Source organism: Micromonospora sp. NPDC047753, assembly GCF_040642735.1.
In the GTDB taxonomy this organism is placed as follows: Bacteria; Actinomycetota; Actinomycetes; order Mycobacteriales; family Micromonosporaceae; genus Micromonospora.
Genome location: NZ_JBEYSL010000317.1, coordinates 1 through 8,054, shown reverse-complemented (window position 1 = coordinate 8,054; position 8,054 = coordinate 1). Strand labels below are relative to the sequence as shown.

Genomic DNA, 8,054 nt, shown 5'->3' with positions numbered 1-8,054 from the left:
ACCCGTCGCGGGCCTCGTCTACGCGGGTCAGCATCCCCGCCACGTCCGATGGCGGCCGGGCCCCGCGGCAGCGCGCCGGCGACGCCGAGCAGCTCGGCTTCGAGGGCATGCCCGAGCGGCTGTTCGTCTGCACCCCGAGCAAGCTGGGCGCGTACTTGGACTGCCCGCGTCGCTACCGCTACTCCTACGTCGATCGGCCCGCCCCACCCAAGGGCCCGCCGTGGGCGCACAACTCGCTCGGCGCCAGCGTGCACACCGCCCTGAAGAACTGGTATGCGCTGCCCGCCGACCGAAGGCGTCCCGAGGCGCTGGCCACACTGCTCAAGGGCACCTGGGTCCGCGAGGGCTACCGCGACGACGAGCAGGAGCGGGCCGCCTACCGGCGGGCGTTGGGGTGGCTGGAGTCGTACGTCGAGACGCTGGAGCCGGATTCCGACCCGCTCGGCGTGGAGCGGGTGGTGGCGGTCAAGACCGCGGTGCTGGCGTTCAACGGTCGTACCGACCGGATCGACTCGCGGCCCGGCCCGGACGGGCCGGAGCTGGTCATCGTGGACTACAAGACCGGCCGCACCGGGCTGGACACGGACGACGCCAGGGGCTCGCAGGCGCTCGCGCTCTACGCGTACGCCGCCGAGCGGGTGTTTCGTCGGCCGTGCCGCCGGGTGGAGCTGCACCACCTGCCGACCGGCACGGTCGCCGGCCACGACCACACAGTCGAGTCGCTGGCCCGACAACTGACCCGCGCGGAAGAGACGGCCCGCGACATCATGGCCGCCGAGCGGGCAGTCGCCGACGGCGCCGACGCGGACGAGGCTTTCCCGGTGGCACCCGGCCCGCGCTGTGGCTGGTGCGACTTCCGGCGGCACTGCCCGACGGGCGCACAGGTCCCGGGCAAGGAGCCGTGGGCGGCAGTGGACCGGCCGGCCGACGGCTGATCTCCTGCCGAGGGTCAGGTCAGCCGGCCAGCGAGGCGGCAGCGTGCCGCGCGGCCCGCTCCTTGGCCGCCTGAATCAACGGCCCCTCCAGGTAGCGGCGGGGGACGGCGGCGAACGCGAGCCGCAGTGCGCGCACGCTCAGGTCCGCCGACAGCGCGGTGGTCGGTAGACCGGGACCTCCGTACATCCGGCGTGCCCACGCCGGCAGCAGCGCGAACGCGGTGCTGGCGATCCCCAGGTACGCCCAGCGTGGCGGGCCCAACGTGAGCCCCAACCGGACCGGCAGGCTGAGCTTCCACGGCAGCGGCGGGGCGGTGAGGAACACCGCCGTCTCGGCGGCCTCCCGGGTCATCCGCAACTGTGGCCGTACGGCCTCGTAGTAGTCAGCGACCTCGGCGGCGGTGCCCGGGACGGTTGCCGGGTCCAGGCCGACCAGGGCTGCGGCGCGGCGCTGCTCGGTGTAGTAGCCGTCCACCTCGTCGTCGCTCAGCGGCAGCCCGGCGCGTCGGGCCGTGCTCAGGAACGACTCGACCTCGGTCACGTGCACCCAGCGCAGCAGGTCCGGTTCGTCGATCCGGAACTGTTCACCGGTGAGCGTGTCGGTGGCCCGCAGGCGGTCGTGCAGGCGGCGCAGCCGGGCCCCGGCGGCCTCCGCCTCGGCGGTGGTCCCGTAGACGGTGGTCGCCACGTAGGTGGCGGTGCGGAGCAGTCGACCCCAGGCGTCGGTGCGGTAGTTGCTGTTCTGCGCGACCCCGGCCATGGCCCGGGGGTGCAACGCCTGGAGGTAGAGCGAGCGCAGGCCGGCGACGATCAGGATCGGCTCCTCGTGCACCTTCCACGTGACCGAACCCGGACCGAAAAGGCCGAGGTCATCGGAGTCCACCGCACAAGAGTGCCACGATCGGGCCGACCTCGCCGGTCACGTGCCTCCGGTGCAGATGGTCAGACGTCGGCGGAGCGGCGGGCCCGGCAGCCCGGGCAGAGGCCCCAGAAGGTCACTTCGGCCTCGTCGACCTCGAACCCGTGCGCGCTGTTCGGCTCCAGGCACGGTGCGCTGCCCACCGCGCAGTCGACGTCGGCGATCTCGCCGCAGCCTCGGCAGACCACGTGGTGGTGGTTGTCGCCCACCCGCGCCTCATAGCGGGCGGGACTGCCCGCCGGCTCGATCCGGCGGGACAGCCCGGCCCGGGACAGCGCGCCCAGTACGTCGTAGACCGCCTGGGTGGAGACCGAGGCGAGGCGTTCGCGCACCCGCCGGGTGATCTCGTCGACCTCCAGGTGGCCGCCGTCAGCCAGCACGTCGAGCACCGCGAGGCGTGGCCGCGTGACACGCAGACCTCTCGACCGCAGCAGCTCCTCGGCACCGGACATTGGCCAATGACAACACGCCCGACCCGCATCGACAACCGTCGCCCGCTCCGGGTGGCCACCGACACAGCCAGGCAGGATCGGGAGTACGGCCCCAGCGAATGAACCTGATCGACGCGGCGCGCGTGTCATCCGTCGAGAGCCTGGGGACGATCGGCGGACCATAGGCTGACCACCCCTGACCATGATCCACCTGGAGGGTTCGATGTTCGAGGAGATCCTGGGTCTACCGGTGCACGTCCTGGTAATCCACGCGGTCGTCGTGTTCGTACCGCTGCTGGCGGTGCTGGCCATCGCGTACGTGGGGCTACCGCGGTGGCGGCGCCGGCTGGACTGGGCCCTGGGCCTCCTCGCCGTGGCCGCGCCGGTGACCGCCTTCGTCGCGGTCAAGTCGGGTGAGGCACTCACCGACGCGCTGGTGGCCCGGGGCTTCCAGGGGCCGATCCTCGATCAGATCTTCGAGCACAGCCGCTACGGTGACATCCTGTTACGCGTCGTGGTGCCGCTCGGGATCGTGGCCATCCTGCTGCTCGTGGCGACAAGTGGGCACCCCCGGGTGCCGCAGCTGCCCGCGCTGGTCACCCCCGTGCTGGCGGTAGCGGCCGTGGGGCTTTCCATCGCCGCCCTGATCTACGTCTACCTGACCGGCCACTCCGGTGCCGAGACGGTGTGGGGCACCACCCTCTGAGCTGCTGGCCGCTGCTGCCGCCCGGGGGTGGGCCTTAGAAGATGACCCGCGAGCAGAGCAGACAGAGCAGCACCAGCAGCACCACGCCGGCCGCCGCCCCGAAGCCGTAGGTGACCCGCTGCGTTCGCTGTTCGGCCGCGTCCAGGTCGGCCATGTCCTGCGGTGGCAGCCGTCGTGGCGGCGCCGGCTGCAGGTGTACGGGTGGACGCCAACCCGCCGGCGGCGGCACGCTCGGCGGCGGGCCGGAGTATCCGCCGGCCGCGCCCTCCGTCGGCGCTGCCGCGGTTGGTGCGGGCGGCGGGCCCGCGTTCCCGCTGACGGGGCCTCGCGTAGGTGCCGGTGCGGGCGGCGGCGGGCCTGCGTTCCCGCTGGGAGGGCGGCCCGTCGATGCTTGGCTGGCCTGCTCGTTCTGCTGTGGGTTGGTGGGCCCGGCCGGTGGTGTGGTCGCGGGCGCGGCGGGAGGTTGGTCGGCCACCGCGTCGTCACCGGTGTCGGGCCGTCGCCAGTAGTCGTCCGGGTCGCTGCCACCGCTGGGGGTCGTCACGCCGTCCGACGCTACCAACGCCACCGGCGGCCCGGTCGCTTCTGGCCGGCGCGCCCACTGTCGGCGGTCCGGCCGGCTCTGGCCGGCGTGCCCACCGCCGACGGCCCGGTCCACCGCCGTCGGCTGAGCTAGTCTTGCCGCTCGTGAGCACCGAGGACCCTGGCACGCACGGCGCACCGCGAGACGATGACCGCGCCGTCGACCTGAGCGAAGACTTCGTGGTGCTGCCCGAGCAGACCACCGACGACACCGACCGTGGTTGGGGTGAGCGGTCGGGCGGCAACGACGACTGGCTGCTCGCCGAACGCCCCCCGCACTGGGAATGACCCCCGCAGGCTCGGCCAGACCTTGACGACCTCGATCCGCCAGCCGACCCGCAGTGGGCGGTGGCCGCTGCTCGACCGGGGGCGGATGCCTGTCCTGCTGCGCTCGCCCGACCGACCTTGGTCGGCCTACCGGGTCGGGTCGTCCGCCACCGATGGCGCGTCGGAGGGCACGGCGGTCGGAGGGCATCCGGTCGGGGTGTGCAGGACCGCGGCGGCCAGGCCGAGCAGCGCGGCGACCAGACCGGCCCGGAGCAGGGTGCGCCCGCCGGGCAGAGTGAGCTGGCGCAGCGGGCGCAACGCCCGCGCGGAATCCGGATCGACCATCGCCTCTGCCGCCTCCCGTCCCCGAGCGCCGCAGTGGCACCCATGTACGAGAGGCTAGGCAGTTCCCGCCGCCTTGGCCGACCCACGGCCGCCGCCTGTGGACAACCGCCCGGCCTGTGGAAAACGCGCATCCGTCGGCGCGATCTGCTAGGAGAACCGCTTTGATCGACTCAGGCTCAGGGAAAGCGGGCGGTCAGAGCGACGGGGACAGGCCGGCTTGCTGGAACCCGAGTGGATCGAGGCCCGACCCGTGGTGGGGTCGGGCCTTCGGCGATCAGGACGTGGAGCTGGCCGTCGCCGCCTTGCCGCCGCCCGATGAGCCCGACGACGACCCGGAGGACGACCCCGAGGAGGACGACGACCCCGAGGACGAGGACGACCCGGACGAGGACGAGGACCCCGAAGAGGACGACGAGCTGTCAGCGGAGGACGACTCGGACTTCGCCGGCTTGGTGGTCGTGCCGCCGGCGGTCGTCTCGGAACCGGACGCCCGGGAGTCGGTGCGGTAGAAGCCCGAACCCTTGAAGACGATGCCGACCGAGTTGAAGACCTTGCGCAGCCGCCCCTGACACGCCGGGCACTCGGTCAGCGGCTCGTCAGAGAAGGACTGCACCGCCTCGAGCTGCTCACCGCACGTGGTGCAGGCGTACTGGTACGTGGGCACGTTCTCCTCCGGATCTGGGCTCAGCCAGTTGGCACTCGACGTATTCGAGTGCCAATGGTGCGTCATTCGCCCCGGGTTCGTCCAGCAGACGTGTGGGGCGCGACACCGTGCGCCGCACCCGGGCCGCCGTCAAGCGTACGCACCCCGTCGGCGGGAGTGACGACCGCGCGCACCCGACGGTCGTGGGGCTCCGCCGGCAGCGCCTCGACCAGCTCACCGTCGTGCAGCGGCACCACCGTCAGGGCCGCCGCGGGTACCCGGGCGAGGGCGCGGTCGTACGACCCGCCACCGCGCCCGAGCCGCCGACCGTGGTGGTCGACCGCGAGAGCCGGAACGACCACGAGTTCCGCGTGCGCCACGGCGGCCACCCCGAGACGGGCACCGAACGGTTCTCGGATACCCCGTCCCGCAGCGATCAGGGCATCGGGCCCGGTATACGCCGCCCAGTCCAGATCCAGGTCACCGAGGAGCACCGGCAGCAGCAACTCGGCGTCCGCCGGCAGCGCCGCCCGCAGCACCTCGGGCAGGTCGGCGCCGCCCGGTTCGGAGCCGACCGGCACGTACGCCGTCATCCGGTGTGGGCGCAGTCGGCGTACCAGGGCGACCAGCTCGGCCCGCACGCGCCCGGCGGCGGCTGCCCGGGTCGTGGCGGGCAGCGACCGGCGGCGGGCGAGCAGCTCGACGCGGGCGTTCCGCTTCGCCACTCGGGTCACTTCCGCTTCATCAGAAAATTCCGGCACGCAACACTCCTGACGCAACGCCTCTCCCACGGTTGCACTGTGTCAGCATCGCAAGCAACGGAGGCGGAACTTCCGGGGGGACGAGTGACGCTACGCGGGCGGTTGACGGCAGCCTTCCTCGTGGTGGTGCTCGGGCCCGTCCTGCTCGGAGCGCTCTTCGTCGCCTCCACCGTCGCGGCGGTGGACCGCAGCCGCTCCACCGAGCGCCTGGCGGTGGCTGCCTCCACGGTCCGCACCTCGGTCGACGCGCTCTGCCAGCAGCTACGCGCCACCGCCGACGCGGTGGCGCTCACCGCCGACCCGGCCGTTGCCGCCGCGCAACTGGTCGGCCGGGGTCTGGCCGCCGCGGTGCTGGTCAGCGACGTGGCCGGCCAGGTCACCTACCTGTCGCCCGGTGCTCCGTCGACCCCGTGGCAGGACTGCGCCGGCTCGGCCGAGGGCACGAACGGAGGCTCGAACCCGGGCTCGGCCGGCCCGGTCCGTGCGCTGGCCGCCCAGGTAGACCTGCACGATCGCGCCGGCACCCGGCTGGGCACCGTGACCGCCGCGCAACTGGTCGACCCGGCCTTCGTGGCCCGACTGGCGGCGGTGACCGGGGTGGCGGTCACCCTCCTCGACAGTGGGGCGAGCGCCGCGCGGGTCACCCACACGACCGAGTCCCGTGACGTCCGCGACGCGGTGCTGGCCGCCGCCGTCGGCGTACGGGGCGAGCAGGTCACCGAGACCAACGGGGGCCGGTACGTGCGCAGGCTCGGGCCCTCCGACGCGCAGCCGCTGCCACTGGTGCTCTCCGTGCCCAGTGAACGGCCACCGGGGTTGCACGCCACGCTGCTCGGGGTGGTCGTGCTGGCCGGGCTGCTCGCGGTGCTGGCCGCCTGGCGGCTGGCCCGGGTGACCACCCGGCCACTGGCGGAGCTGGCCGGTGCCGTCGACCGGGTGGCCCAGGGCGACCTGACCGCCCGGGTGCCGGTGCGCAGTCGTGACGAGTTGGGTCGGTTGGCCGCCGCGTTCAACCGGATGACCCGGGAGACCGGCTCCTACGTCGCGGCGTTGACCAGCAACCGGGACCAGCTGCGCGGGCACCTCGCGGTGCTCGGCGACACACTGGCCAGCACACACGACCTGCAACGCATCCTGCGGGTGATCCTGCGCAGTGCCATCGGGGCCACCGGCGCGCGTGCCGGTGCCGTGCTGCTGGTGGAGACCGGCGGGGTGCTCGTCGCGCAGTGCACGGAGGGGTTGGACGGGCGCTGGCCGGCGGAGGAGGCGGACGGGACGCAGACCCTCCGGGTGCCGGTCGGCGTCGGAGTGGTCGGTGAGGTCGCCGCCACCGGGGAACCGCAACGGGGCAGGGCGGAGCAGACCGAGACGCCAACGGGTGAGCCACGCTGTCGCACCTACGTCGCGGTTCCGTTCGCCGCCCCGCCCGGCGGTGCCACGGCCACCCTCGGCGGATCCTCGGGGCCGGTCGACGAGGCGGGCACGGCGGCCGCCCTCGGCGTGCTGGCCCTCTACGACCGGCTGGGCGCCGACGAGTTCGACGACGACGACCTGGCCACCCTGCGCACCTTCGCCGGCCACGCGGCCGTGGCGGTGGACAACGTCCGGGTGCACGAGGAGGCGCAGCGGCTCTCCCTCACCGACCCGCTCACCGGGCTGTGGAACTACCGCTACCTGCGCGAGTCGATCCGGCGGGAGGTGGAACGGGCCAGCCGCTTCGGGCGGATGCTCAGCGTCCTCGCGTTGGACCTGGACCGGTTCAAGGACGTCAACGACACCTACGGGCACGCCGCGGGGGACACCGTCCTGGCCGAGTTCGCCCGCCGGGTGCGCGGGGAGATCCGGGAGGTCGACCTGGCCTTCCGCCAGGGCGGTGAGGAGTTCGTGCTGCTGCTGCCGGAGACCGACGCGCGGGGAGCGGCGATCGTGGCCGAGCGGCTCGGCGCGGCGGTGCGCGACACGCCCATCGCCGTCGAGGCGTACGCCGGGCCGGTCCTGGTGACAGTGTCGGTGGGCATCGCCGTCTTCCCGGACCACGGCAGCACCGGGCGGGAGGTGCTGGAGGCCGCCGACGACGCGCTCTACGCGGCCAAGGCGGCGGGCCGTGACACGTACCGGGTCGCCGAGGTTCGCTCGGATCTGCCGACCCGGGAAATTCCCGTGCTCGCGTGCGCGGTGAGCCCAACCGACGGGCTGCCGCGCGCCGGCCAGCCGGTGCAGGCGAGCCGGGAGCCGGGCGGGCCCGCCCGGTCCGACCCGGCGGTGGGCGTACCGGAATCATCGCTGGCGGGCCCGGCGCAGGCCCGGCCGGATTCGGCCGACGACACGCCGGACGTCGCGACGGACGCGGCGCGGGCCGGCCCGGACGCGGCGCGGCCGGGGCCGGACCAGTCGCGCATCGCGGCCCGGTCCAGCGCCTCCTCCGGGGTGGGTGTGTCGGCGGGGCGGCTGAACCACTCGGGTTC

Annotated in this window: 10 protein-coding genes and 1 pseudogene; 5 read left to right on the top strand and 6 right to left on the bottom strand. The window is 73.8% G+C overall.

Going from position 1 to position 8,054, the window contains the following annotated elements; genetic code table 11:
* The first annotated feature begins 107 nt into the window (after positions 1–107).
* Complete coding sequence (locus ABZ749_RS23625) at positions 108–935, top strand: PD-(D/E)XK nuclease family protein (RefSeq protein ID WP_357231203.1); 828 nt, start codon at positions 108–110, stop codon at positions 933–935.
* A 19-nt stretch (positions 936–954) separates the two neighbouring features.
* Here the strand turns inward: ABZ749_RS23625 and ABZ749_RS23620 are convergent, their stop codons facing one another.
* Together ABZ749_RS23620 and ABZ749_RS23615 are read right to left on the bottom strand one after the other, a co-directional pair.
* Positions 955–1,818, bottom strand: coding sequence for an oxygenase MpaB family protein (locus tag ABZ749_RS23620; protein WP_357231197.1), 864 nt, complete (start codon positions 1,816–1,818; stop codon positions 955–957).
* A 59-nt stretch (positions 1,819–1,877) separates the two neighbouring features.
* Entirely contained in the window at positions 1,878–2,306 is a 429-nt protein-coding gene (locus ABZ749_RS23615) for a Fur family transcriptional regulator (protein ID WP_357231194.1), read from the bottom strand.
* Between the two features lie 202 nt (positions 2,307–2,508).
* On the opposite strand from ABZ749_RS23615, the gene ABZ749_RS23610 reads away from it, so the two are divergent.
* Positions 2,509–2,991, top strand: coding sequence for a DUF2231 domain-containing protein (locus ABZ749_RS23610; RefSeq protein ID WP_357231200.1), 483 nt, complete (start codon positions 2,509–2,511; stop codon positions 2,989–2,991).
* Between the two features lie 34 nt (positions 2,992–3,025).
* On the opposite strand, the gene ABZ749_RS23605 is transcribed toward ABZ749_RS23610, so the two are convergent.
* Positions 3,026–3,535: a hypothetical protein gene (locus ABZ749_RS23605; protein ID WP_357231191.1), complete on the bottom strand. Its 510-nt coding sequence runs from the start codon at positions 3,533–3,535 to the stop codon at positions 3,026–3,028.
* Positions 3,536–3,678: 143 nt separating this feature from the next.
* On the opposite strand from ABZ749_RS23605, the gene ABZ749_RS23600 reads away from it, so the two are divergent.
* Positions 3,679–3,861, top strand: a complete 183-nt coding sequence (locus ABZ749_RS23600; protein WP_355005124.1) for a hypothetical protein — start codon at positions 3,679–3,681, stop codon at positions 3,859–3,861.
* Between the two features lie 126 nt (positions 3,862–3,987).
* Here the strand turns inward: ABZ749_RS23600 and ABZ749_RS23595 are convergent, their stop codons facing one another.
* Positions 3,988–4,185 (bottom strand): hypothetical protein, encoded by a 198-nt coding sequence (locus ABZ749_RS23595; RefSeq protein ID WP_357231188.1) that lies wholly within the window; start codon positions 4,183–4,185, stop codon positions 3,988–3,990.
* A gap of 281 nt (positions 4,186–4,466) precedes the next feature.
* Here ABZ749_RS23595 and ABZ749_RS23590 point away from each other — a divergent pair, with 281 nt between their 5' ends.
* Positions 4,467–4,694 (top strand): hypothetical protein, encoded by a 228-nt coding sequence (locus ABZ749_RS23590; protein ID WP_357231206.1) that lies wholly within the window; start codon positions 4,467–4,469, stop codon positions 4,692–4,694.
* Positions 4,695–4,708: 14 nt separating this feature from the next.
* Here the strand turns inward: ABZ749_RS23590 and ABZ749_RS23585 are convergent.
* Both ABZ749_RS23585 and ABZ749_RS23580 read right to left on the bottom strand, forming a co-directional pair.
* Positions 4,709–4,915: pseudogene (locus tag ABZ749_RS23585) on the bottom strand (FmdB family zinc ribbon protein); the annotation flags it as partial.
* A complete protein-coding gene (locus ABZ749_RS23580; RefSeq protein ID WP_357231185.1) occupies positions 4,912–5,589 on the bottom strand; it encodes a 5-formyltetrahydrofolate cyclo-ligase in 678 nt (225 codons plus the stop codon). The pseudogene ABZ749_RS23585 and the gene ABZ749_RS23580, both read right to left, overlap by 4 nt.
* 84 nt (positions 5,590–5,673) lie before the next feature.
* Here ABZ749_RS23580 and ABZ749_RS23575 point away from each other — a divergent pair.
* A partial coding sequence (locus ABZ749_RS23575; protein WP_357231181.1) for a diguanylate cyclase occupies positions 5,674–8,054 on the top strand: 2,381 nt, incomplete at its 3' end.